Origin of the sequence: Vibrio sp. 3-2(1) (assembly GCF_963887575.1) — a bacterium.
GTDB lineage: Bacteria > Pseudomonadota > Gammaproteobacteria > Enterobacterales > Vibrionaceae > Vibrio > Vibrio anguillarum.
Window position 1 is genome coordinate 19,491 of sequence record NZ_CAWPGB010000002.1, and the last position, 22,390, is coordinate 41,880.

18 protein-coding genes are annotated in these 22,390 nt (G+C 42.5%); 2 read left to right on the plus strand and 16 right to left on the minus strand.

All coding sequences use genetic code 11. The features are described 5' to 3' along the window. Positions 1-283 precede the first annotated feature (283 nt). Complete coding sequence (locus AACQ79_RS00530; protein ID WP_170899543.1) at positions 284-3,154, plus strand: beta-prism lectin domain-containing protein; 2,871 nt, start codon at positions 284-286, stop codon at positions 3,152-3,154. Positions 3,155-3,320: 166 nt separating this feature from the next. On the opposite strand, the gene AACQ79_RS00535 is transcribed toward AACQ79_RS00530, so the two are convergent. From AACQ79_RS00535 to AACQ79_RS00570, 8 genes are all read right to left on the minus strand, one after another. Then, positions 3,321-4,637 carry an O-antigen ligase family protein gene (locus tag AACQ79_RS00535; RefSeq protein ID WP_170899544.1) on the minus strand — a complete coding sequence of 439 codons (1,317 nt, stop codon included), beginning with the start codon at positions 4,635-4,637 and terminating at the stop codon, positions 3,321-3,323. Between the two features lie 71 nt (positions 4,638-4,708). Further along, the gene (locus tag AACQ79_RS00540; protein ID WP_013857353.1) at positions 4,709-5,323 is read right to left on the minus strand and encodes a hypothetical protein; all 615 of its coding nucleotides are present in this window, start codon (positions 5,321-5,323) and stop codon (positions 4,709-4,711) included. Positions 5,324-5,874: 551 nt separating this feature from the next. Beyond that, positions 5,875-6,576, minus strand: a complete 702-nt coding sequence (locus tag AACQ79_RS00545; RefSeq protein ID WP_170899545.1) for a VpsP family polysaccharide biosynthesis protein — start codon at positions 6,574-6,576, stop codon at positions 5,875-5,877. 2 nt (positions 6,577-6,578) lie between these two features. Beyond that, the gene (gene vpsO / locus AACQ79_RS00550; RefSeq protein ID WP_170899546.1) at positions 6,579-8,783 is read right to left on the minus strand and encodes an exopolysaccharide regulatory tyrosine autokinase VpsO; all 2,205 of its coding nucleotides are present in this window, start codon (positions 8,781-8,783) and stop codon (positions 6,579-6,581) included. A 13-nt stretch (positions 8,784-8,796) separates the two neighbouring features. Next, on the minus strand, positions 8,797-9,315 hold the full coding sequence (gene vpsN / locus AACQ79_RS00555; RefSeq protein WP_088732057.1) for an exopolysaccharide export protein VpsN: 519 nt from the start codon (positions 9,313-9,315) through the stop codon (positions 8,797-8,799). A gap of 6 nt (positions 9,316-9,321) precedes the next feature. Next, positions 9,322-10,512: an outer membrane beta-barrel protein gene (locus tag AACQ79_RS00560; protein ID WP_088728715.1), complete on the minus strand. Its 1,191-nt coding sequence runs from the start codon at positions 10,510-10,512 to the stop codon at positions 9,322-9,324. Positions 10,513-10,532: 20 nt separating this feature from the next. After that, positions 10,533-11,927 (minus strand): exopolysaccharide biosynthesis glycosyltransferase VpsL, encoded by a 1,395-nt coding sequence (gene vpsL, locus AACQ79_RS00565; protein WP_069211921.1) that lies wholly within the window; start codon positions 11,925-11,927, stop codon positions 10,533-10,535. A 373-nt stretch (positions 11,928-12,300) separates the two neighbouring features. Further along, on the minus strand, positions 12,301-12,900 hold the full coding sequence (locus AACQ79_RS00570) for a YitT family protein (RefSeq protein WP_170899547.1): 600 nt from the start codon (positions 12,898-12,900) through the stop codon (positions 12,301-12,303). 347 nt (positions 12,901-13,247) lie between these two features. On the opposite strand from AACQ79_RS00570, the gene glyA reads away from it, so the two are divergent. Continuing rightward, the gene (gene glyA / locus AACQ79_RS00575) at positions 13,248-14,498 is read left to right on the plus strand and encodes a serine hydroxymethyltransferase (protein WP_013857345.1); all 1,251 of its coding nucleotides are present in this window, start codon (positions 13,248-13,250) and stop codon (positions 14,496-14,498) included. A 120-nt stretch (positions 14,499-14,618) separates the two neighbouring features. On the opposite strand, the gene AACQ79_RS00580 is transcribed toward glyA, so the two are convergent. From AACQ79_RS00580 to mrdA, 8 genes are all read right to left on the minus strand, one after another. Beyond that, positions 14,619-14,945, minus strand: coding sequence for a hypothetical protein (locus tag AACQ79_RS00580; RefSeq protein ID WP_013857344.1), 327 nt, complete (start codon positions 14,943-14,945; stop codon positions 14,619-14,621). A gap of 146 nt (positions 14,946-15,091) precedes the next feature. Beyond that, on the minus strand, positions 15,092-16,060 hold the full coding sequence (gene lipA, locus AACQ79_RS00585) for a lipoyl synthase (RefSeq protein ID WP_013857343.1): 969 nt from the start codon (positions 16,058-16,060) through the stop codon (positions 15,092-15,094). Between the two features lie 5 nt (positions 16,061-16,065). Next, positions 16,066-16,719, minus strand: a complete 654-nt coding sequence (lipB, locus tag AACQ79_RS00590) for a lipoyl(octanoyl) transferase LipB (protein ID WP_013857342.1) — start codon at positions 16,717-16,719, stop codon at positions 16,066-16,068. 213 nt (positions 16,720-16,932) lie between these two features. Further along, entirely contained in the window at positions 16,933-17,211 is a 279-nt protein-coding gene (gene ybeD / locus AACQ79_RS00595; protein ID WP_010317329.1) for a DUF493 family protein YbeD, read from the minus strand. Between the two features lie 119 nt (positions 17,212-17,330). Further along, positions 17,331-18,509 (minus strand): serine hydrolase, encoded by a 1,179-nt coding sequence (locus AACQ79_RS00600; protein WP_017045828.1) that lies wholly within the window; start codon positions 18,507-18,509, stop codon positions 17,331-17,333. Between the two features lie 92 nt (positions 18,510-18,601). Then, entirely contained in the window at positions 18,602-19,384 is a 783-nt protein-coding gene (locus AACQ79_RS00605) for a septal ring lytic transglycosylase RlpA family protein (protein WP_017045827.1), read from the minus strand. A 2-nt stretch (positions 19,385-19,386) separates the two neighbouring features. Continuing rightward, positions 19,387-20,508, minus strand: a complete 1,122-nt coding sequence (gene rodA, locus AACQ79_RS00610; protein ID WP_013857338.1) for a rod shape-determining protein RodA — start codon at positions 20,506-20,508, stop codon at positions 19,387-19,389. Next, positions 20,508-22,388, minus strand: a complete 1,881-nt coding sequence (gene mrdA / locus AACQ79_RS00615) for a penicillin-binding protein 2 (RefSeq protein ID WP_013857337.1) — start codon at positions 22,386-22,388, stop codon at positions 20,508-20,510. Before mrdA ends, rodA begins: the two co-directional genes overlap by 1 nt. Positions 22,389-22,390: the final 2 nt, after the last annotated feature.

A 22,390-nucleotide genomic window follows, 5' to 3' on the forward strand; every position in this document is an offset into this window, starting at 1 on the left:
TTACTAGCGCTTTTCTAGTTGTGACTAATAGAGTGGCTAGAGTGGCATTTCTTAAAATGAAATTTTATAAGAGAAATTTGTCTCATATTTGATTCGTCTCATATTTGAGTCTGTATCTCATCGAAGTGTAGTTGTAATAAGATGCACGTCTACTGATAATTATGTCACCTTATCCATGTTCGCAAGGTATCTGCATTATGCTGGCCTTGCTAACCGTACTTTTAGCCTATCGAACGCAGTTTGGTTGGGAAGGTATGCATATTTAGTAGAGGGAAACTTTTTCATGACAATAAAATATTTGGTTTTCGCTGTAGGAATGATCTCATTGGGTGGCTCAATGGTTCAAGCTGCAGATCAGGAAGGTTGCATTATTAGCCGGAAAACCGGAGATAAGTACTGCCTAAATATAGGGCAGCGTTCAGAATATTCGCTACCATCTTGGATTTATAATCATCAAGTTGATGTTTTAGCACCTAGTGGTGTTTCAGTGATGCTCAGTGACTGGGATAATTTATCTTACAATCGCTTGGCAGTTTTTGACCATTATACTGATAACAGTGAGTTAAAAAATGTTAAAGCATTGAACGGGCAGGCTCTAGATTTTTCTCATCCTCGTTCCATGCGTGTCCTTGCATCGGAACTTTATCCTGAAGCTTGTATCGTGAGCCGTGAAAATGGTGAGCGTTTTTGTCTTAAAGAAGGTGAGCGTTCTGGTTATTCGCTCCCTTCCTATATCTATGGACATCCTGTCGATATAGTCGCTCCTGAAGGTCTTGGAGTGATACTTAGTGATTGGGATAATTTGTCCTATAACCGTTTAGCTGTTTTCGATGGTAATACATCTAATGCACAACTGAAATCAGTGAAAGCTTACAACGGTGAACTCCTTGATTTTTCACACCCTCGTTCTATGCGAGTTGTGTCATTTGATGTACCTTCTGACACCATTAGCACGCAGTTGAAATGGTCATGGCAAGGCGGTGGCTTTAAGCCATTATCGAATCAAGTGATGGCGACTCCAGTTGTTGCTCAACTGAATGATGATAATGGCGATGGTCATATTGATGAAAAAGACATTGCTGACCTTATCGTTGTGACGTTTGAAGGGAACAAGTATGTTAACGGAGGCCTAGTTCGAGCTTTAAGCGGTGTTGATGGCTCGGAATTGTGGTCTTATGAGCAAGGTGAAGCCATTGCTGACGCAAGATATTCACCAGCTGTCGCTGATTTAGATGGTGATGGTGTAGTTGAAATCGTTACAACCAATACATCTAGCCCCTATTTAAATATTTTGGATAACAACGGTCATGTAAAGAAACAGATTCTCAAAGCACAAACTGGAGGCCGTTCAGTTGGCTCTATAACCCTCGCAGATCTTGATGGGGACGGTAGTGTCGAGATTCTATCTTCAGATGGCGTTTATAATTACGAGTCAGGTCTTGTATTTAGTCATCCTTGGGCCCCATCTTCTATTAATGTGGATATCGATGGCGATAATTCGCAAGAGGTCTTTTCTGGTGGTGTAATGTACCAAAACAGTGGTGCCGTCAATTGGCAGTATCTAGCCAATGATATGGTGTGGTTTTCATCGCTTGTTAATTTGGATAACGATGAGCGTCCAGAAATTGTGGCTTCGGTCCCTGCAACTTTCGCAACAGGCGAAAATGCACGATTTGCTGTTTTAGAACACGACGGTACCGTAAAGTGGGAAGTGAATAACAGTACAAATCCAGGTGGTGGCGTACAAGCTGTTTCTAATTTCTTAGGTAAAGCCAAAGTTATCGAAAACAATGAATGGTCAAAAGTCTATGGATATCGTTCTCATACTAATCCATCGACGATTACTATCACATCGGATGCTAAATTATCAGTACGCTCTGGTTTAGCGATTGATGCGGTGGGGAGCTCAGCTCAATCACTTATTGGTGGCCGTGGTGGTAACCTTAGCCAACCAGTCAATATCAAAGACGTCAAATCTGTTGATGTTACTTGGGGTAAGTATTATTGGGGTGGTTATCATGTCGTTGCGCTCGATTTCAGAATGAGTAATAGCAGTATTATTAGAATGGGGTCGAAAAAGTACGCGTATTCTAAGCAGACCGAGAGTTTTAATGTGCCAGCCGATAGCCAAATTAAGAGTATCAAAGTGTGGACTGAGGGGTGGCTAGTTGATGGTTTGCAATTTGAATTGGCTTCTCGTAGTGGCTCTAATGATATTGATGTGAAAGGCATTGTTTACGCTGGATATACTGCTGTGGATATGTACAACAGTAAAGGTGATCGCGTCTGGTCTGCTGCTAACGATGATACTGGCAGTGGTAAAATTGGTGTTTCTGCTTACGATTTTGATGGCGATGGTATTGATGAAGTTATTGTTCAGGATCATGCCAGAGTGCGAATTCTTGATGGACGAACGGGCCAGGAAAGAGCCTCTTTCGCGCATTCGACCTCAACCTTGTGGGAGTACCCGATTGTTGTTGATCTTGCGGGGGATAACAACGCAGAGCTGATTGTTGTTGCGAATGATTTTGATAAAAACTATGTCGTTAACCATGGTGTGTTTGTTTATGAATCTGCGGACAGTGCAAAACCTTGGAAGAATGCAACTCGCATCTGGAACCAGCATGCTTTCCATCTGACGAATGTTACTCAAGATGGTGTAGTGCCTACAAATGCGACACCGAGTTGGTTGAGCCATAATACATACCGTTCGAGTACATTACGTGCAACGGTGGGTGGTGAGTCTCCAATTTTTGGTTACTCAAATACTCAGCAATCACAACGTGTAGTGACGGCGGATAACCAGATGTATCTGCGTTCTGGTTTTGCGATCGATGCGATCGGCACGACGGCCAATAACTTGGTGGGCGGCCCGGTACAAGGTACTAACGGTGGTGTGCTAAGAGCACCGATTGCTCTTGATCAATTGCAATCCGTGGAAGTTACCTCTGGTCTTTATAACTGGGGTGGTTACCACATAGTGGCGATTAAGTTCACGATGAAGGATGGCTCTAGCATGTTATTGGGGTCAACCTACTATGCGAGCAACAAAAAAGTTGAAACGTACACTGTGCCGCAAGGTAAACGCATCAAGCAGATCAATGTTTGGACTGGTGGCTGGTTAGTTGAAGGCTTGCAGTTTGTATTCGATTAACTGATATCGTTTTAATTCAATAATTGAAAATCCCTCGAGATAATCGAGGGATTTTTTATTAACCAGATATGGAGTAGGGATTGCTCTGGACGTATACCATTCCTACTTGAAGCTGCGCGGTGTTGGAAACATTCGTTTACCTGCAACTTCAAGTCGTTTTTATATATCAGGAATATTTTGAACGAGTGACTAGACTCGGCATTGAATTTGCCCAGTGTCCCATCAATAAACACAGCAAGAAATAAAGTGTTGTTGAGGGAGCTTGAAGTGGGAAATCAACACTCATGTGTATCAACATACCAATAATAGCCATCATGGATGATAATCCGATCCCTTTCATCAATCTATTTCTGCGGTTTTTAAACGCATAAAATGCGCGTTGGGCGGCGACTAAGAGCATTACACCTAATATCGAAACCATGACAAGGCCTGATTCTAAGGTGAATTGGATGTAGTCATTATGAGCATGATCGTAAAACAGTTTTACTTTTCCTTGATTGTAGGAAGGAAAAGTGGAGTAGAAAGTACCAGCCCCAAAGCCAGTCAGAGGCCTTTCTTGTATTGCAACTAGGGAATATCTGACAACATCATCTCTTGATTCACTTTCCAAGCTAGTTTCAATAAGACGTTGTTTGACTTTCTCCAATCCAAACCATTGGCTCACGATGAACGTATCAATGATGAATAAACTGATTATAAGCACATAAACACTTTTGGGTTTCGGTTTGTAAAACAATAGCAACAGCACACAACCTACGGTTAGGGCGATAAAGAAAGCCATATTTCCCATTCTTGAGCGTGTTAAGACTAATGCAATCACCATGATCACGAGCCCTAAACGTACAAAGGCTTTATCAGACAGCAACACGGCTAAAAACTGTTTAGTGATATTTCTAAATCCGGTTTTGTGTGAGCTATCGAGTTTTGCAATTAATAAGCCAAATCCAATGCAGAGATTCAGCATCAAGAAGTTTGCCAGATGATTATGATAGACAAAGCTTCCGGAGGCTCTATTTCCTAGTGGCAGCTTGAAAATTATCGAATGATCTAGGTTGAGTAGCAAAATCACGCCAGCGTAAAAGCCTTGGCAAATTCCACTGCTAACCATGACTACTGCGAGAAGTTTTAATTTTTTAGGTGTATCGATGAGGACAAGAGCAATAAGACAAAACTGGAAATAGTGGAGCGATTTGATTGCAGAGACAAAGACTAAACTAGGATCCTGAGTTATACCAAGTTGTGGAATACTTTGGATGAATGACCAGCAAGTGATAAGTGCGATGGGAATGATGACTAATTTTCCCCTTATCAGACAGTTTTTCCAATGCTCAAAAGAGTAGTTGAATAAACAGGCAATAAGCAGCAATGCAATCCAGATTTCATTGAATGACCATGCTAATGGGCGATTACTACCTAAAGGTATGGGCAGCCAAAATACAAAAATGAGAAATATTGGGAAAATGGATTTTTCTATTAGACGCATACTATTAATATCAATTAAGAAGGGCAGGAATATACCTGCCCTAAACTGGATGAAAGCATCGAATTAAACGATCAGTTTGGTGAAGCGGTACCACCACCACTGCCATTGCCGGTTCCAAGTGTTGTGGTGTTACCTGGCACCGTTGCGACTGGAGGTAAGCCACCAGGTAAAGCTGATGGAGTACCTGCCGCTGTTGGTTCAGTAATGGTCGCTGGGTCAGCGCCACCGGAGATTGCAGCAACAATCACATCAGTTGAGTCCATTAAATCCATTGCAATAACAGCATCAACGATAGCTTGAGCTGACTCTGGTGATTTAGTGACAGCAAGCTGAATGACTTCAGAACGCATCTCTTGAGGTGCATTTTTAACGAGTATTGCAGTCAAAGCTGCGACTTGGTCACTCGATATATGGTCAAATACTGTATTGAAGATATCGAGTGCTAGTTGTGGGTGTAGAGTAGACGCTAGGTCCGCCATTTCTAGTGCCATGCTTGGGCATAGTTTCATTAAAGCTTGCAGAGAAATAATGGCATCGTCTGCTTGTTCTAGGCTGGCTCTTATTGTGTCTGTGGCCACTTTATGGTTTTTATAAAGTGAACAAGTAATTTCTGTTTCGGCATATAACCTTGAACTAGCCAGCAAAGCTGAAATAGCAATCCAAAATATCCATAGTGATTTTTTCATTGGTAAGTCCTAAAAGCCTACGATTTACTGTTGCGATGATTATAAGTGAAGTAGTACATCCAGTGATATCGTACTTCTGTTAATAAGGGTTCGATTCTCATTCTTAAGGCGTTTTTATGCGCGAGGTTGTCTTAGTTTGGAGCATAAGTTTGAAGATTGAAGTCTGCTAGTAACGTAATAGATTATTGAGGCCATTGTTATACCAAGTAAGCTTGCCCCTAAATCGAGCAAAGAGAATGATCGTGAACGCGATAACATTTGTAAACTTTCATCAATTACGCAACAGGTCGAGACGATAACTATGGCGAGAAAGATGCTCTGTATAGGGGGAAGAGTGGCGGAAATTACTCGGATAAAAACCAAGGTAATGAATAGCGCAAGTGTAAAGTGGAGATAAATATCACCGCCGAGTGACTTTTCCAAAAATATCGGTATTTCAGCATGAATATTCAGTGTTTTTGCCAGTGATAGCGAAGCCGTACCAAGAGAAAGCAAGGCTAACATGAACAAGGCGATAGGCCGGTTTATTGAATAATGTTTTATCATCGAGATCACTCTAGCGCTCTCTTGCAGAGATTATTTTTCTCAGTATAACGTTGAGGGTTATAAATAATAGCTGCACAGGTAAATTTTAAGAGACCGCTTGATTTTAGATACTGGTAGGCTTCTCCTCGGCTTTGAGGATGAGCTAATGCTCTTGCGGCGTGATCAATAATGATAGTTCGCTGCGGCGCTGAAAAAATAGACCAATGGTTAAGGCCAATCTGGGAAAGTGTGTTGTTCACTTTGGGTGTAAAAGGCCCATATCTGTCGGCTTGCGCAAAATAGAGATCAATATTTTCCCCTTTCAACTGAGTTTCAATCACCAATAAATCAGCCCATGTATCTGACCAAGTGGGTCTCAATAATGCACTTTCCAAGTAGGCCTTTTTTGCATTGAGCAAGCGGCTCTCTTTATCTACATCATCGCCCAAATAGGCTTCCCACTCATAGACCTTACCCAGTAAATTGTGGTAATGAGGATGGTCTCTGTGGTGTTGTAGGGCCTTTAGTATCATGAGTTTTGTCTCATTCACTTGCTCTAAAGTTACACCATCACTGTGCTTTGTCCAGTAGTCGATATTTCTTTCTGTTGCTAGCGCGTAAATGGACGCCGTCAAAAAATGAAATGCAAAATAGAGAGTAACGAGTGCAGTTAGCCCAATGCTCAAACGCAAAGCATGGGCTAAAAAAGGGTGATTCACGACCTTCATGGTTATTTTTCTGGGCCGTAATAGGATTGATATTGATGATAACCGCTATAATTAGAGGCTTTTTTGGTGTTCAGTTTGTTCAATATGACGCCATCAATTCTCGCTCCTTGCTGCGTTAAGCGTCCAACCACATCTCTAGCTACTTTAGTGCGTGTGTGTAGAGCATTGATCACGAGTATGGTCGAGTCCACGTACTGCGACAGCATAAATGCATCACTAACGGCTAAACACGGAGGTGTATCAATCACAATTCTGCTATAGCGTGTCTTTAGCTCTTCGAGTAGTGAGACAAACTTAGGCGAGGAGATAAGTTCAAGAGGATTGTCTGTCACGACTCCTGCAGCCAAAACATCAAGCCCTGACTCTTCATCGGTATAGAGACACTCTTCTATGGTATGCGTACCTATGAGCAAGTTGCTCATTCCTGGCTGTGAACCAGAGATGCCAAAACGGTGTGCAACCGATGGTTTTCTCAAATCGCAGTCAATCAGTAGTGTTTTTTCCATTTGTGCCAGTGAAAAAGCCAAATTGATACTCGAGGTTGTTTTTCCTTCCTCAGGTAGTGAAGAAGTAACCATTACCACATGATGATCTTTGTTGGTGTTGGCAAGTAAATAACCAGTCCGAACGGTTCTAATCGCTTCTGTTAGCTCTCGGTGTTTCGAATCAAAATAGGTTTTGAGCGTCAGGGGACCTCGAGTTTTAATTGCCGGTATAATACCGAGTAAGCTTAGTGATAACTGTTTTTCGACCTGTTTTACATCAAGGAATGTATCGTTTACCGCATCAGCAATAAAAGCAACAACACACGCCAAACCAAACGAAGCGACAAACGCTAACAATACAATCAGTTTACGATTCGGTTTACTTGGGGCGAGGGGCGGATTGGCAAAATCGGTAAAACGAGCAATCGTAGCATTAAAGTCGCTCGATGCACTGGTCTCTTTTTGACGACTTAAAAAGAGATCAAACAGCTCTCGGTTTGTTTGGACTTCACGCTTTAGCTCTGAATATCTTGCATTTTTTACGGAGAGGCTTTGAAACTCTGATTTGCGTTTCTCAAGTTCCCGGTGCAAAGAACTCTCTGCTTGCTTAGCAGCCTGTAACTCATTGTTGATCCCGTTTAGTAGTTGTTTTAGTTCGGAATTTAAATTACGTTTAACAGAGGCAAGTTCGGCTTGTGCTGCTTTGAGTTTTGGGTGTTTATCTCCATAGCGTTTTGATAGTTCCGAGACTTTCTTTTCAGCTTGCACTTCAGCCAATTTGACATCTCGTATCGTCGGGTGGTTAGAGATCTCTGGGATAGATGCAAGGGCAGAGAGGTCACCATCTTGACGGCTGTACGTTTGAGCGACCAAATAAAGAGTCTCAGCTGCAACGCGTCTGTCTCTCGTTTTATTCAATTGAGAGGTCAGTTCTTCAAGTTCTTGAGATGCTAGGCTTTCAACGCCTTGGATATCAACTAGCCCTTCAGATTTTAAAAATGTTTGTAGTTGAGCTTCTGACTTTTTTAGTTGTTCGCGCAAATCACCCATGCGGTTGTTGAGCCAGCTATTCGCCTTCAGTTCAACTTGAAGTTTGTCTTCGATATGACTATCCATAAAGACGTTACCAATCTCATTGGCAATTTGAGCCGATAATTTAGGGTCTTTACTGGTGTAGAAAATATTCACTAGTTGAGTTTTTCTTATTGGGCTAACTTCTAGCCCACGCTTAAACTTAGCAAGAACCAATCGGCTAGTCCGATAGTTTTGGTCTTCCTGTGATATTTCCGCTGGCTCTTTCTTGAACGATTTTAGAACAGGAAACCATTCCAATACATCGAATTTAAACCCAGTTTTTTGATTATTTTCTACAGTAGGGTCAAATTCTGGGTGGCTGGCAAGGTTAAGGCGTTTAATGACTTCCTCTGCGACTCGGTCTGATTTCAAGATCTCTATTTGAGTCAAATAGTATTCTTGGCTTTTGGTATCTAAACCATAGATGTCTTCAATCGAAACAGCTTTTGCTTGCTTTGATTCGATGATCAATGAGGCGCGAGCGGTATATTGCGAAGGAATTGATAATGCAATCAATACGGCGATGGCGGTAACCATTGTAGAAAAAAGTAGAATACGCCATTTATAGTTGAGAAGAACATGAAAATACTGACGAATATCAATAACTTCATCTGAGTTCAAGTGATTTTTAATTAAAGAGTTTTCCATACAACTAAGTTACCTAAAAAAAGCTTTCTTCTACGGTGAGAATGTCACCAGGCTGAATTTTATGAAGCAATGTTACTTTTACTGGCTTGGCCTCAGGAGCATCACTTGATGATATATAGATCTTAGTTTTAGATGCTCGCTCAGTGAATCCACCCGCAATCGTAATGGCTTTGTTTACGGTTAACCCCGGATGATACGGGTAACTCCCGGATATTTTCACTTGTCCGTTGATAAAATAGGGACGATATTCGACTATGCTGACAAAAACATTGGGATTAACCAGATACCCATCGATTAAACCATTGTGGATAACAGTTTTTACTTCCTCAATCGTTTTTCCTTTCAGTTTAATTCGTCCCAAAAAAGGGTAATCAATGTTACCACTGTCACCCACACGCGTTTCAATAGATAACTCTGGTTCATCATAAACTTGAATCCGAATTTGATCCCCAACGCCTAACTTATAAAAACTCTCATTGGCCAATGTTGACCAGGAAAGACAACTCAATAGAATGACTAAGAAGTACTTCATCGTAAGTTACATCACACCTTCAATAGCAAAGTAATAAACATTTTGATCGTAGCTTAACGAATTGATGCTGGAATCTCTCGATTCAAGTTGGTAGCCGACTTTGAATGTTAGCCAACGGCGAAAATCGTAGCTTAATGAAAGTGTTACCTTACTGGTGTCATCGTCGCGAGCAGTGCTGGTGTAATTCTCGCTTAATAGAGAATAATCGACGTTAGAAGAGATGATGTCACTCCAATTGTGTGTCCAATTTGCGTTATACACTTTGGTATCGATTGAATCACCTGTACCGTCAGTATCGGTTGATTTACGATTTGTTTTCAACTGCACTGCAGAGTATGTGCGGATGAGATAAGTGACATCAATATCCCATGAAAAAGAGTCGAAATCTTCCCTAGAAGAGGATTCAAAATCTTTATGTTGCATACCGACCTTGGCATTTCCCTGCAGTTTCCCTGTTGCGTCCCACGAGGTACCAACATATCCCATATAATGGGTGCTGTCTTTGAGAGTTGAGCCTGGGGCTATATCACTATAATGCCTATCATTAACGATAATTTGGAAAACCAACGATGTTTTTGGCAGCGCTTTATAGTATAGAGAGCTGTTGAATCGTAATTCATCCCAATTTTGGTATTGAGTAATATTTTGGTTGTTTTTATAGTCCAAATTGCCCCAGCCAAGGTTGGTTTCTATTCGACCTTTGGCGTCTTCACCACCAAAACCGTAACCGAGGTTGAAGTTATTGGTGTTGTATTCGTTGTACGACAAATTGAGTGTCGTATCGTTATCACCACGCTGTTCATGAGTTAATGCAAGAGCATAGCTGAAGTCAACTCGATGCTTGGAATTGAGCTCCCAGTCACTGGCTAAATCAAAGAAATGGTCAGTGTAGTTATCTTTGCTAGAGCTGAAAAAATCGCCTCTTTGTAGTCGATAACCTACGCGATGTTTCTGGCCACTTGTCGGCTCTATTGCTAAACCGATACCTGGTTCGAACACTGAATATTGGGAATGTTCGAGATCTTGTGACGCTTTTGCTAAGTTGTCGTTATAACCCGTTGATAAGTTTAAAAACGGTACAATAGCAATCCCTGACTCAGTCATAATTGGGTTGGGTTGCGGTTTTGCTTGTACGGCTGATAACGCAAAAAAAGCCAAACCAAAGGACGCGATTCTATTTAAATTAGTTGTTTTCATATGAGTATGCTTTATCCATTCTAGTAAGCATTCTTGCCTACAAATCCTTTAAATACGGTGAGAAATACGATTTTGATGTCGAACCACAACGACCATCTGTGTATATAGTCCAAATCAAATTGGACACGTTTTTCCATTTTATCTAGCGTATCGGTTTCACCACGCCAGCCATTAATTTGTGCCCAGCCAGTAATTCCTGGTTTTACTTTATGTCTCAGCATGTAGCGGTTAACGATCGTTCGATACTCTTCGTTGTGCGCTACGGCATGAGGGCGAGGGCCGACAATAGACATTCGACCTTGAAGCACATTAATAAACTGTGGTAGCTCATCTAGTGACGTCTTCCGAATAAACGCACCAAAAGGAGTCACTCGGGGATCATTTTTTGTGGCTTGTGTCACTTTGTTCCCATTGTCCATGGCACGCATGCTTCTGAATTTCCATACTTTGATAGACTTTCCATCCAGCCCATAACGCATCTGTTTGAAAATAATAGGGCCGGGCGAGCTGAGTTTCACGCCTACTGCAACTGCAATAAGGACAGGACTGATTAAAATCAAGATAAGACTACTTAAGACTAAATCTTCAAAACGTTTTAGCCACGTACCTAACCCATTGAACGGTGTATCAAAAATACTAAAAGCATTAACATCGCCGATGGTATACCAACGCGAATGCAGTAAATTGAAGGTGAAAAAATCCGGCACAATATAGGTATTCACTGTGCTATCCGAAAAGGCCTCTAGAATCTTGCTGATTCGATGCTGGGCTTGCATTGGTAGTGCTATGTACACACTTTTTACTTCACCGTTTTTGGCAAGTGTTAATGCATCATTAACTTTACCGAGCACTGGAATATCGCTTGCGATACGTTCATCACCCCTATCATCGTAAAAACCCGTCAGTTTAATACCTAACTCAGGGTTATTGATGAGATTTTTCGATAGTTCTAGGCCCTGCGGTGTCATGCCGATAATGACAGCTTTAGTGGTGTGATAACCTTTTTTATGTAGATAGTAAATGACTGTAAATGCGACGAAGCGCCAAAGCAGTAATAAAATAAATGATCCGACAAACCAAAAACCTAAAATTAAACGTGAGAAATCGCTTCCAGTTTTTGTGAAATAACCAACTAAAGTTAAGCAGCCAACAGTTGAAGCCCAACAAAAAGCAGTATGTAGAGTTAAAACTCTAAGTTTTGTGGTTCGCCAACCGCTGTATATATCAAGGCTTTCAGCAATAAATGAATAAAAAATAACCCCTAAAAGTCCCACAGATATATAAGACATCGTAACGATATGTGAGTGAAACTTTAGTGTAATATACATTGTGATCAGTATTACTAAGCAATCTATCAGGCGGTAGAAAAATTTACCTTGATAGTTAGAAATACGGATCCTTCCTCTTTCACCCATTGTAGAAGCTCCTAACCGCTCAATTATTAAGGTAACGAATAATAATTATTTTTTAGCAGTGCATTCTCATATTAAGCTCCGACGACTTCAACTGATCAGGTGCATCAAAAATAAGACGCGATGTGTGATATATGGAATGGGTGACTGTATTTTGGGTTTTTCAATTTGAGATGGAGTACGGAGAGTCGGATAAGGTGATGTAATCACTTGCTATTACTGCATTAACTTAATGTGGTCACCTTGTTAGACGACCGTTATATAAGAGCTAGCTAATGTTTAAATGAAAATAATGGAGGGTATTTACGGTGTAAGAATTAAGGCTAAATTTGGTTGTGTTTTTATCTCTTCTTAATCTTATGGATATTGCGACAGCTTAAGGATAAGTCACGCTATATCGTGTGGGTTTATGATTCATTGCTAACACAAGGTTAAGTGAGACAGCCCCGAGCACAGACAGTGTGGCAATGGAAAACGAAACAAAAAAGGCAGAAGCAACTAAAATTGAGCAATCTATAACCAACTGACTTTTGCCAACAGGGATCCCAAATTTATCTTGAATAAACAAACACAAGACATTAAAGCCACCCAAGCTGGAACGGTGACGAAAGAGAATTAACATGCCAAGACCCATTAATAATCCCCCGGCAATGGCGCAGTAAATTTCATTGACCATTTCCAAAGAAATTACCAAATAAAGATGGTCCGCAAAAAGAGAGACCAATGCGCCGGATAGCGCGCTGTTGATGGCAAAGAGATGACCAAATCGTTTCCAAGCCAAAATGTAAAAAGGGGTGTTAGCCAAAAAATAAATGCTACCAAATGAGGCTGGGACTAACTGGCTGATCAGCAGTGCTAAACCAGCGGTTCCACCTGTTAGTAAATGAGCGGACTGGAGAAAGAAGACGCCTTGTGCGACCAAAAAGGTTCCCGTTAAAATGGCAACCCAATCTTCTTTACGTGTGTGTGTTCGCATCGATAAATAATTTTAATAGCTAAGAATGGCGAGCATAGTAAAGAAAAAGTAATATTTTCGGTAGATAGAGAGTGAAAATTGAGGTAAACCTATGTAATTGCAGCTTTACAAGGTGTAAAGCAGAATGGTTGACATACTAACTCATCATTATCCAACCTACTGTTTAGCATGAGTTACCTCACTATCCATTATGAAAAAACTGCATGATAATTTCTGTAATTTGTTCTTTATGACCCAGATCAAATTATGTAGAATGTGCGCCATATTACGGTGACGAAAACGTTTGCTTTTGGTCGTTGTGTGGTTTTTTTTGAAACTTTCAGTAAAATCTGAGTCAGGAGATACAGATGCTTAAGCGTGATATGAACATCGCAGATTACGATGCGGACCTGTTCGCAGCTATTCAAGAAGAGACTCTTCGTCAGGAAGAACACATTGAACTTATCGCTTCGGAAAACTACACAAGTCCACGTGTAATGGAAGCGCAAGGTTCACAGCTCACCAATAAATACGCTGAAGGTTACCCAGGTAAACGCTATTACGGTGGTTGTGAGTTTGTCGATAAAGTAGAAACACTGGCGATTGAACGTGCGTGTGAACTGTTTGGCGCAGACTATGCGAACGTGCAGCCGCATTCTGGCTCACAAGCAAACAACGCGGTTTATATGGCTTTGCTTAACGCAGGTGATACCGTATTAGGAATGAGCTTGGCACACGGTGGCCATTTGACTCACGGTTCTCCTGTCAACTTTTCTGGTAAGCTGTACAACATCATTCCTTATGGCATTGATGCAAAAGGTCAAATTAACTACGAAGAGATGGAAGCATTAGCGGTTGAGCATCAGCCAAAAATGATCATCGGTGGCTTCTCTGCTTATTCACAAGTTTGCGACTGGAAAAGAATGCGTGAAATTGCTGATAAAGTGGGCGCTTACTTGTTCGTTGATATGGCGCATGTAGCTGGTTTGATTGCGGCGGGTGTTTACCCTAACCCAGTTCCTCATGCCCACGTAGTGACGACCACTACCCACAAAACACTGGCAGGTCCTCGTGGTGGGCTTATTCTTTCGAATGCAGGTGAAGACTTATATAAGAAGCTTAACTCAGCCGTATTCCCTGGTGGTCAAGGTGGTCCTTTAATGCACGTTATCGCAGGTAAAGCGGTTGCGTTCAAAGAAGCTCTAGAACCAGAGTTCAAAGAGTATCAAAAACGCGTAGTCGCCAATGCGAAAGCGATGGTGGCCGAGTTTTTGGCTCGTGGTTACAACATTGTTTCAGGTTCCACAGAAAATCACCTGTTCCTTGTCGATTTGATCGATAAAAATATTACAGGTAAAGATGCTGATGCGGCATTGGGTGCGGCTAACATTACAGTGAACAAAAACTCTGTACCGAATGATCCGCGTAGCCCATTTGTCACCTCTGGCATCCGCGTGGGTTCTCCATCAATTACTCGCCGTGGTTTTACTGAAGCTGATGCGAAAGCACTAGCTGGATGGATGTGTGATATTTTGGACAACATGGGTGATGAATCTGTGATTCAAGCAACGAAGGCAAAAGTGTTAGAAATTTGTAAGCGTTTGCCTGTATACGCGTAGTTTTACGCACAATAAAATAAAAGCTCCTAATATTCAGGAGCTTTTTTATTTGGTCATTATTTATTTTATTGAGCACCAATAAGAAGAGTGGCCTCTCGCTGTTGAATGTGCTCTGCAGAACTATTTTGCAATGCTGAGCAATGTGCCTGACTTACATTGAAAAGAGTAATATTTAGTGCTCTCGTTAAATTTTCCTAAACCTTCACCATCACAATACTCAATATTAATATTGCGCATAGTATCAAGTGTCTTTTCGCTATTTAAGGCAAACTTAGAGCCGTCAGCGCAGACAATACGAACGCGGCCATCATCACTCACAGAGTAAATGTTGACTTCAGTATTACAAAGCTCAAAGGAGGCTTCACGATAGTTATCTTGCTGAGTATTAGACGCACAACCGGCCATTAAAGTGGCTGTAACAAGTGCTAATGTACTGATCGTTTTCATATTAATAAATCCCTAGCTTTGTTATCTATTTTCTATGTCGTTAGCCTATAGAACATAGAATCAATATTCAAGCTTCAATCATTAACCGAGCAGAGTCTCAAAAACCGATGAGTGAACATCGGCTTGATTGAACTTGTTCTGTGTGGTTATTTCACTTCTAGCCCTTTGGCTTGCATATCCGCATGATAGGAGGAACGTACGAACGGACCACAGGCGGCGTGAGTAAATCCAAGCTCTAGTGCGATCTCTTTAAGTTCGTCAAATTCAGACGGTGGAACGTAGCGTTCAACTGGCAGGTGATGGCGACTCGGTGCTAAATATTGACCAAGAGTCAGCATTGTGACGTCGTGAGCGCGAAGATCTTTCAATACTTCCACTATCTCTTCTTTTGTTTCACCAAGCCCCATCATGATGCCTGATTTGGTAGGGATACTTGGATGTTGTTGCTTGAATTTCTTCAACAGTTCCAGTGACCATTTATAGTTTGCCCCAGGACGCGCCTTACGATATAGACGTGGTGCGGTTTCTAAGTTGTGGTTAAACACATCCGGTGGGTTATCTTTGAGTAGTTCAAGGGCGATATCCATTCGGCCACGAAAATCCGGTACTAACGTTTCGATACGGATCTCTGGGTTTAATGCTCGAATTTCACGGTTACAGTCGGCAAAATGTTGGGCACCACCATCACGTAGGTCATCACGGTCAACTGAGGTGATAACCACGTATTTCAACTTCATATCCTTAATGGTTTGCGCCAGTTTTTGTGGTTCGTTTGTCTCTGGGGCATTTGGCCGTCCATGAGCAACGTCACAAAATGGGCACCGTCTTGTACAGATGGCGCCTAAAATCATAAAGGTGGCGGTTCCGTGGTTAAAGCATTCTGCTAGGTTAGGGCAAGACGCTTCTTCACACACCGAATGGAGATTATTTTTACGCATTGCTGATTTGATCTCTTGGATGCGTTGGCTATCACTCGGCAGCTTAATTTTCATCCACTCGGGCTTACGCAAAACTTCTTTTTGTTCGGCGGCTGGCATATTTTTTACAGGAATTAATGCCATCTTATCAGCGTCGCGGTATTTAACGCCTTTTTCCATTTGGATCGGTTTGCTCATGCTTTTTACCTTTGAAGAGGTGCTTCTGTGCTGAATTCTACTTGCTCGTAAGCCAATATGTTAACGAGTTCTATTATAAGTTGTTTTTCTACGGTTTGTAGTTCTGTCGGGCCGCCCAGTTCACTGACTTGGGCCATTTCTAAACCCTGATAGCCACAAGGGTTAATGCGTAGGAAAGGGGAGAGATCCATGTTGACGTTTAGCGCTAAACCATGAAACGAACAACCTTTACGGATCCGTAACCCAAGAGAGCAGATTTTTTTCCCTTTGACATAGACACCAGGGGCATCTGGTCTTGCGGCTGAGTCAATACGGTATGCTTGCAAGGTATTGATCACGATCTGTTCAATTTTGGTCACTAACTCTCTTACACCTAATTTTTTGCGGCGCAAATCGATCAAGAAATAAGCCACCAGTTGGCCTGGACCATGGTAGGTAACTTGGCCGCCTCGGTCACTTTGTACCACTGGAATATCGCCAGTATTGAGAAGATGCTCAGCTTTACCTGCTTGGCCTTGGGTAAAAACTGGTTGATGTTCGACAAGCCAAATCTGATCCGGTGTGCTTTCGGTTCTTGTATCGGTAAATTCATGCATAGCTTCCCATACAGGAAGGTATTCTTGGCGACCCAGACGTTTTACAACAAGCGAATTTAACATCAGCGTGACTCATCTACCGTATAAATAAAGTTTTTGGATTATAAACTTCTTCCAGCGAATGGACTACTAATGAGGACGATAAATTTGTCCTTAGTGTGATGGGGTATATGCTAGCTATATGATTTATATTAAAAAAGCAGCCTAAGCTGCTTTCAAAAAAAATTGAATAAATCAAAAAATGAGAGGCTAGGCATCTCAATCACGGTTTTTGGGCTACAGAACCATACGTACGATATCGATCTCGCCTAGCTCTTTGTACAGTATTTCAACTTGCTCGATAGAGGTGGCGGTAATGTTAATCGATAAGGAGTGATAAGTCCCTTTTGCACTGGGTTTAACTCGTGGGCTGTAATCACCTGGAGCGTGACGTTGGATAACTTCAAGAACCTTCTCTGGAAGTTCGGGCTTTGCGTGGCCCATCACCTTGTAGGTAAATGAACAAGGAAACTCGAGTAAGTCTTTGAGTTTTGCATCAGAGTTGATAGTCAGCATAATGGAAACTCCCGTTGATAATTCGATTAGCGGTGGCGAATACTACAGCGAATGTTGATGGAACTCAATAATCACAAAGCCGCGGTAAGGCGGCTTTGTTTTATCTTCTACAAGGGATATCAGAATAACCCTTTGAAAAGCAATATAATGTAGTCCCAAAGACGGCTAAATATGCTGCCTTCATCCACATTTTCTAATGCCAAAAGAGGGTATTCAGCCACGTCTTTGCCATCAAGCTGGTAGTAAAGCTTACCGACCACATCGCCTTGGCTTATTGGCGCTCTGAGCTCTTTTTCAAGAACAAAGCTTGCGCTGAGATCCTTCGCTTGACCGCGAGGGAGTGTAACGTAAGTATCTTCATTGACACCAAGCGCCACTTTATCCTTGTCACCCATCCAGATTTTTTCTTCGACGAATGTTTCACCTGCTTTGTGTGGCGCAACGGTTTCGAAGAATCTAAAGCCATAGCTCAGAAGTTTTTTACTTTCTGATTTACGAGCATTTTCATCTTTGGTCCCCATAACCACAGCAACGAGGCGCATTTTCCCTTCCGTTGCAGAGCTAACTAAACTGTACCCAGCATTACTCGTATGACCGGTTTTAATACCATCTACGTTCATACTTTTATCCCACAGCAAACCATTTCGGTTGTACTGGGTAATCCCGTTATAGGTATATTTCTGCTCTGAATAAATACGGTACTCGTTTGGTACATCACGAATCAACGCTTGACCTAGTAGCGCCATGTCATATGGAGTTGAATAGAGATTTGGGTTATCTAGACCGTGTACGTTAGCAAAGTGCGTATTGCTCATTTTTAGTGAACTTGCCCACGCATTCATTAGGTCAACAAAAGCGTCTTCTGAGCCAGCAATGTGTTCAGCCATCGCCACGCAAGCGTCATTACCAGACTGAATGATGATACCTTTGTTCAGTTCTTCTACGGTAACTGTAGTGCCGACTTCAATAAACATTTTAGACGAGTCAGGGAAGTTTTTAGCCCACGCATTTTTACTGACCACCACTTTATCTTGTGGAGAGATATTGCCACGTTTAAGTTCTTGGCCAATCACGTAGCTGGTCATCATTTTCGTCAAACTTGCAGGTGAAAGTTTGGTGTTCATCTCTTTTTCTGCCAGCACTTTACCTGAATGGTAGTCCATCAACACATAGCCTTTAGCGGCAATTTGAGGAGCATCAGGTATCACGATAGGCGCAGAAAATACTGAGCTAGTAAAGGTTGCAGAAAGCGCAATAGAAGACGCTAGAATCGGTTTTAAGAATGTGTGTTTTTTCATGAGGAATGCAAATTATCTTATTAACTGTCCATATCTTAACAGAAACGACCTATCAAACCAGAGCTTGAATCAAGATCACTGGATTTGATAAGTCACTGAGTGACGGGTTGCGCTTTGATGAAGGCGGTCTCGTAACCGAGTAATTTAACTTTTTCTAGCGTTTGTTGAGTCAGGGCATCGTCATTAAATGGCCCTAAAAATACGCGATGACTGCCATTAACACTGTCTACAAAGCTTTCAACCGTCAATGTTTGACTCAATTGTTCGGATAAAGTTCGTATTCTTTGCTCTGATTTTGCAGAGGCAACTTGGATGAGATATTGAACCTTCTTTTTCTGTGGTGACGTCGTGATGGGTTTATCGATGGTGATGACTTCGATAGCCACATTCGCAGTCCCGGTTTGAACTACACCTAATTTGTAAGCGGCAGCGTAGCTTAAATCAATAATTCGTCCCTCATGAAATGGACCGCGATCGTTTACCCGAACGATCGCGGTTTTTTTGTTATCTAAATTTGTTACTTTAACGTAGCTGGGTAACGGCAACGTTTTATGGGCGGCCGTCATCGAATACATGTCGTAGATTTCACCGTTGGATGTCAGATGTCCATGAAACTTTTTTCCATACCACGAGGCTTGGCCTTTCTCTGTAAATCCTTTGGCCTCTTTGACAATGGTGTAGTTTATGCCTCTCAAAGTGTAATTCTTGTTGCCGCCCAAACTATAGGGTTCGTATTGCGGATGTGCATCTTCAATATGCTCAACCGAGAGTGGCGTGTTAGGGGCCACGTCGTCTGTTATTGAATAGCGGCTTGAAGAGCTACAACCGATGAGAAATAGACTCGTTAATATAAAGATAAATAGGGAGTTTCTCATGCTTAGGTTGCCTTAGAAAATGCTTTTCGGTGAGTGTGGATAGACATCAGTATGCCAAAGCCAGCCATGAGAGTGACCATGGATGTGCCACCATAGCTGATGAGGGCTAAGGGAACACCAACCACGGGTAAAATACCACTGACCATACCTATATTTACAAAAACGTAAACAAAGAAGCTGAGTACAATACTTCCAGCCATCATTCGCCCGAAAGCCGTTTGTGCGTTGCTCGCGAGGTATAGACCACGTCCGATGATAAAGAGATAAATAGCGAGTAAACACAAGATGCCAATCATGCCCCACTCTTCAGCAATAACGGCAAAAATGAAGTCGGTGTGCCGCTCAGGTAAGAATTCAAGTTGCGACTGTGTGCCGTGTAGCCATCCTTTTCCTGACAACCCTCCAGACCCAATGGCTATTTTACTCTGAATGATATGATAACCTGCACCGAGTGGATCGGATTCCGGATTGAAAAGTGTTCTGACTCGGGTTTTTTGATATTCACGCATCAGAAAGAACCAAAGCACAGGTATGAAGCCACCCAAAGCCACGGCGGCAGAAAAAATGATTCGCCAGCTTATTCCAGATAAGAAAATGACAAAAATGCCGGAGGCTGCAATCAATATTGAAGTGCCAAGATCGGGCTGCTTCGCGATTAGCACGGTAGGGATAAACACCATTAACAGCGAAACGACTAGGGTTTTAAAGGTGGGTGGAAGAGAACGTTTCCCTATGTAGCGAGCGACCATGAGAGGCACTGCGAGTTTAAGCAATTCTGAGGGCTGAAAACGAACAAAGCCTAAATTTAACCAGCGCTGAGCTCCCTTGGACGATTCGCCAAAAAACAGCACGCCGAGCAACAGCAGTACGCCACAGAAAAACATAAAGGGTGCAAGAGACTCATAAGTTCTTGGGGAAATTTGAGCAAGAAAGATCATCACACCAAGAGCCAGTACCATGCGCATGGCTTGGCGATCCATCATAGTTAAGCTCTGACCGCTGGCGCTGTACATCACGACCAGCCCAAACCCCATCAATAACAAAATACCCAGCAGTAATGGCAAGTCGATGTGCAAGCGCTCAAAAAGCGCTCGATTTTGTCCTGTTGAAGGATCCAGTTCCATTATTTTTCAGCCTCTTTACCTAGAATGGCGCGGTCAAATATTTTCCTAACAACGGGTCCACCATTGCCAGAACCTCCCCCTGCGTTTTCGAGTACCAGAGTGACAATAAGCTGCGGGTCATCTACAGGCGCAAAGCCTGTGAATAGGGCATGGTCACGAAGGTGTTCGGCTAATTCATCGGCCTTATACACTTGGTTTTCTGCCAAGCCAAACACTTGCGCAGTTCCAGATTTTCCAGCGCTGACATATTTCATATTGGTAAATGAGCGCCGTGCGGTTCCTTTTTTACCGTGGTTTACAAGACGCATGCCATTGATTGCGATGTCCCAATAGCGTTTCGGCACCCCTTCGATAGGTGGCGAAGTTTCTAATTCTGAAAGCTCTTGCCTGCTAAACTCTTCACCATTTTTGAGCGTCGAACGCAATAAATGCGGCGCAATCACTTTGCCGTGATTAACCAGCACGGAAGTCGCTTTGGCAATTTGCATCGGTGTTGATGTCCAATACCCTTGACCAATGCCGACCGGAATCGTATCACCTTGATACCAAGGGGTTCGGTGACGTGCCATTTTCCATTCACGCGTTGGCATGTTCGCTTTGCCTTCTTCATAAATGTCTAAACCTGTATAGTCACCAAAGCCAAATTTCATCATCCAACTAGAGAGACGATCAATACCCAAGTCGTAGGCGATTTGGTAAAAGAAGGTATCGACAGACTCTTCGAGTGCCTTATTAATGTCCACTCGCCCATGCCCCCAGCGCAACCAGTCTCGGAAGGGCCGCGTTTTGGAGTTTGGTATCACCCAATAACCAGGATCATTACGTGTTGTTGTTGGGGTTATAACCCCTTCTTGAAGTGCAGCGACAGCAATAAAAGGTTTAATCGTTGAGCCGGGAGGGTAAATACCAAGTGTCGCTCGATTGACTAACGGGCGGTCTGGGTCATTGAGAAGTTCGTTGTAGGCGGCGCTAGAAATACCATGTACGAATGGGTTTGGATCGTAGCTTGGACTTGATGCCATGGTAAGGACACCGTTATCTTTTGGATCGAGCACTACAATTGAACCTCGCCGGCCATCCAACAACTTGTGCACATAAAGCTGCAGATCAATGTCCAAGCTTAACACAATGTCTTTCCCTGCCACGGGAGGGACGTATTTTAAGGTGCGAATGATGCGTCCTCGGCTATTGACCTCAACTTCTTGGTAGCCAGCCGTACCGTGCAGCACATCCTCATAAAAGCGTTCAATCCCCAGTTTGCCAATATCACGAGTGGCTTGGTAATTGGCTGAGCGCTCTTCGCGTTCTAGACGCTCCATATCTCGGTCATTGATCCTGGATACATAACCGATAACATGAGTGAGAACTTCACCATAGGGGTAGTAGCGCTTTAAGCTTGCGCTTACTGATACACCGGGAAACTTGTGCTGATTGACCGAAAAAATAGCCACTTCTTCCGGTGTTAATTGTGTCAAAAGCGGCACTGAATTAAACCGGCGTGTCTGACGACGCTCTTTTTCAAAGGTGGCAATTTTTTCTGGTGAGATGGTCAGGTATTGCTGTAAGCGCGTGATCGTATCATCCATATCGCGCACTTGCTCAGGTGTGATCTCTAAGTTGAATACTGGGCGGTTTTCCGCTAGTAGCACACCATTGCGGTCATAAATTAACCCTCGATTAGGCGCAATCGGGACGATTTTGATTCGGTTATCGTTGGATCGCGTTTTGTAATCTTGATATTGGTTAATTTGAATATGGTACAAATTGGTAAGCAGAACGCCCACCAGCATGATGATCGCAATAAAAGAGACAATTGCTCGGTTGCGAAACAGCCGAGCTTCTGATTGGTAGTCACGAATTTGGCTACGCTTACGTAACATGA

Excerpts from the sequence above, each read along its gene's own strand:
- ybeD (WP_010317329.1), bottom strand. The coding sequence starts at position 17,211 with ATGCTGACTATCAACTCTGATGCAAAACTCAAAGACTTACTCGAGTTT.
- mrdA (WP_013857337.1), bottom strand. The coding sequence starts at position 22,388 with ATGTTACGTAAGCGTAGCCAAATTCGTGACTACCAATCAGAAGCTCGG.
- rodA (WP_013857338.1), bottom strand. The coding sequence starts at position 20,508 with ATGGAACTGGATCCTTCAACAGGACAAAATCGAGCGCTTTTTGAGCGC.
- vpsN (WP_088732057.1), bottom strand. The coding sequence starts at position 9,315 with ATGAAGTACTTCTTAGTCATTCTATTGAGTTGTCTTTCCTGGTCAACA.
- lipA (WP_013857343.1), bottom strand. The coding sequence starts at position 16,060 with ATGAGCAAACCGATCCAAATGGAAAAAGGCGTTAAATACCGCGACGCT.
- AACQ79_RS00530 (WP_170899543.1), top strand. The coding sequence starts at position 284 with ATGACAATAAAATATTTGGTTTTCGCTGTAGGAATGATCTCATTGGGT.
- AACQ79_RS00580 (WP_013857344.1), bottom strand. The coding sequence starts at position 14,945 with ATGAAAACGATCAGTACATTAGCACTTGTTACAGCCACTTTAATGGCC.
- glyA (WP_013857345.1), top strand. The coding sequence starts at position 13,248 with ATGCTTAAGCGTGATATGAACATCGCAGATTACGATGCGGACCTGTTC.
- AACQ79_RS00560 (WP_088728715.1), bottom strand. The coding sequence starts at position 10,512 with ATGAAAACAACTAATTTAAATAGAATCGCGTCCTTTGGTTTGGCTTTT.
- lipB (WP_013857342.1), bottom strand. The coding sequence starts at position 16,719 with ATGTTAAATTCGCTTGTTGTAAAACGTCTGGGTCGCCAAGAATACCTT.
- AACQ79_RS00545 (WP_170899545.1), bottom strand. The coding sequence starts at position 6,576 with ATGAAGGTCGTGAATCACCCTTTTTTAGCCCATGCTTTGCGTTTGAGC.
- AACQ79_RS00570 (WP_170899547.1), bottom strand. The coding sequence starts at position 12,900 with ATGCGAACACACACACGTAAAGAAGATTGGGTTGCCATTTTAACGGGA.
- AACQ79_RS00540 (WP_013857353.1), bottom strand. The coding sequence starts at position 5,323 with ATGAAAAAATCACTATGGATATTTTGGATTGCTATTTCAGCTTTGCTG.
- AACQ79_RS00535 (WP_170899544.1), bottom strand. The coding sequence starts at position 4,637 with ATGCGTCTAATAGAAAAATCCATTTTCCCAATATTTCTCATTTTTGTA.
- AACQ79_RS00600 (WP_017045828.1), bottom strand. The coding sequence starts at position 18,509 with ATGAAAAAACACACATTCTTAAAACCGATTCTAGCGTCTTCTATTGCG.
- AACQ79_RS00605 (WP_017045827.1), bottom strand. The coding sequence starts at position 19,384 with ATGAGAAACTCCCTATTTATCTTTATATTAACGAGTCTATTTCTCATC.
- vpsL (WP_069211921.1), bottom strand. The coding sequence starts at position 11,927 with ATGGGTGAAAGAGGAAGGATCCGTATTTCTAACTATCAAGGTAAATTT.
- vpsO (WP_170899546.1), bottom strand. The coding sequence starts at position 8,783 with ATGGAAAACTCTTTAATTAAAAATCACTTGAACTCAGATGAAGTTATT.